The following is a 2297-nucleotide window of genomic DNA, read 5'->3' on the forward strand; positions in this document are numbered from 1 at the left end:
ACCCGCGCGGACAACACCCTGGGCGACCGCGTCCGCGTCGGCCGCGGCTGGGACCAGTACACCGACATCGCCGGCCTGGGCGACCTCAACGGCGACAGCAAGGCCGACATCGTCGCCAAGGACCGCGACGGCGTGCTGTGGTTCTACAAGGGCACCGGCAACATCAACGACCCGTTCGAGAGCCGCGTCCGCATCGGCGGCGGCTGGGACCAGTACAACATGCTGCTGGCCACCGGCGACGTCGACCAGGACGGGCGCAGCGATCTGCTCGCCCGCGACCGCAACGGCGTGCTCTGGCTGTACAGGGGCAACGGCAACCAGAACGACCCCTTCGACAACCGCACCCGCATCGGCGGCGGTTGGGACCAATACCGTCTGATGTACTAAACCTTCCGGGCTGTGACAGGGGCCGCACCGGCGCACGGTGCGGCCCCTGCCGTTGTCAGTGCCCCGTGGAATGATCAAGGCGTATCGCGGCATCCCGCACGGAATGTCGCTCCTTGTCCCCCATCCACAGGAGAACCACGTGGCTCAACTGCCTGTCCGTAAGCACGGGCGCGCGCTCGCACGCCTCGCCACCGCGGCGATAGCCGCCGCGCTCATCGGCACCACCGCCGGAACCGCTGTCGCCGCCACCGCCCCGACCCCCGGCGCGCCTCGGTTCCCGCTCACCGCAGCCGACCGCTCCGGCAGCGTCTACCTCTACGGCTCCGACGGACACGGCGGCTTCTCCGACCGTGAGCGCATCGCCGAGGACTTCCAGTACATGACCGCGGCCACCCGCGTCGATCACAACCAGGACGGCCTCCCCGACGGCCTCTACACGCGCTGGCAGGACGGCACGCTGCACTTCAACAGCAGCGGCAAGTCCCAGACCATCGGCGGCGGCTGGGACATCTACGACCGCATCTTCTCCCCCGGAAACCTCACCGGCAGCGGGCAGTCCGACATGCTCGCCCGTGACAAGGCCGGCGTGCTGTGGCTCTACAAGGCCGGCCAGGACGGCACGCTCGGCGACCGCGTCCGCGTCGGCCGCGGCTGGGACATCTACACCGACATCGTCGGCCGCGGCGACCTCAACGGCGACGGCAAGACCGACATCGTCGCCAAGGACCGCGACGGCGTCCTCTGGTTCTACAAGGGCACCGGCAACATCAACGACCCGTTCGAGAGCCGCGTCCGCATCGGCGGCGGATGGGACATCTACGACATGATGGTCGCCACCGGCGACGTCGACCAGGACGGGCGCAGCGATCTCCTGGCCCGCGACCGCAACGGCGTCCTGTGGCTGTACAAGGGCAACGGCAACCAGAACGACCCCTTCGACAACCGCACCCGCATCGGCGGCGGTTGGGACCAGTACACCAACCTGTTCTGAGCCGGCACAACACACCTGTTGATTTTTGAAGATCCTGTGGAAGGATCCAGGAGCTACTGTGACGCCCCGATTCAGGGGCGTCACGTCTTTTCTCACCTGTCTTACCTGCTATAGGAGCACCACGTGGCCCAACTCTCCGGCCGCACGCGCGGACGCGCACTCTCGCGTCTCGCCACCGCAGCAATCGCTGCCGCACTGGTCGGTGCCACTGCCGGAACCGCCGTCGCCGCCCCGGCGCCGCCCGTCCCGGCACCCCTGAAGGCCGCCCCGGCGGCTCCGCGCGACGCGGTCCACCCGACCGCTGCCGCGCCCTTCTTCCCGCTGTTCGCCACCAAGGCGTCCGGCGAGGTCTACACCTACGAGCCCAATCTCCAGGGCGGTTTCGGTGACCGGGAGCGCCTCCAGGACACCGACTCGCGGGGCATCACCGCATCGGTGCAGGTCGACCTCAACCAAGACGGTCTGATGGACGGCCTCTACCTCCGCGCCGCCGACGGCTCGCTGTTCTTCAGCAGCGCCCCCGAGAACGAGCACGACGAATCGCAGCCCAAGCTGATCGGCGGCGGCTGGAACATCTACGACCTCATCCTCTCGCCCGGCAACCTCACCGGCGGCGGTCACGCCGACCTCATCGCCCGTGACAAGTCCGGTGTCCTGTGGCTCTACCAGGCCCGCCAGGACGGCACCCTCGGCGACCGTGTCCGTATCGGCCGCGGCTGGGACATCTACACCGACATCGTCGGCCGCGGCGACCTCAACGGCGACGGCAAGACCGACATCGTCGCCAAGGACCGCGACGGCGTCCTCTGGTTCTACAAGGGCACCGGCAACATCAACGACCCCTTCGCCAGCCGCGTCCGCGTCGGTGGCGGATGGAACGCGTACGACATGCTGCTGTCCACCGGTGACATGAACTCCG

Annotated in this window: 3 protein-coding genes; all 3 read left to right on the top strand. The window is 68.5% G+C overall.

Features of this window, described 5'->3' with window-relative positions; translation table 11 throughout:
• Nucleotides 1–387: FG-GAP repeat domain-containing protein (locus HG542_RS01680; RefSeq protein ID WP_171078172.1), on the top strand; the 387-nt coding region annotated here is incomplete at its 5' end.
• 139 nt (nt 388–526) lie between these two features.
• The gene (locus tag HG542_RS01685) at nt 527–1378 is read left to right on the top strand and encodes an FG-GAP repeat domain-containing protein (RefSeq protein WP_171078173.1); all 852 of its coding nucleotides are present in this window, start codon (nt 527–529) and stop codon (nt 1376–1378) included.
• Between the two features lie 123 nt (nt 1379–1501).
• The coding region (locus HG542_RS01690; RefSeq protein WP_171078174.1) for an FG-GAP repeat domain-containing protein at nt 1502–2297 on the top strand (796 nt) is incomplete at its 3' end.

Origin of the sequence: Streptomyces morookaense (genome assembly GCF_013030945.1) — a bacterium.
Classification (GTDB): domain Bacteria; phylum Actinomycetota; class Actinomycetes; order Streptomycetales; family Streptomycetaceae; genus Streptomyces; species Streptomyces morookaensis.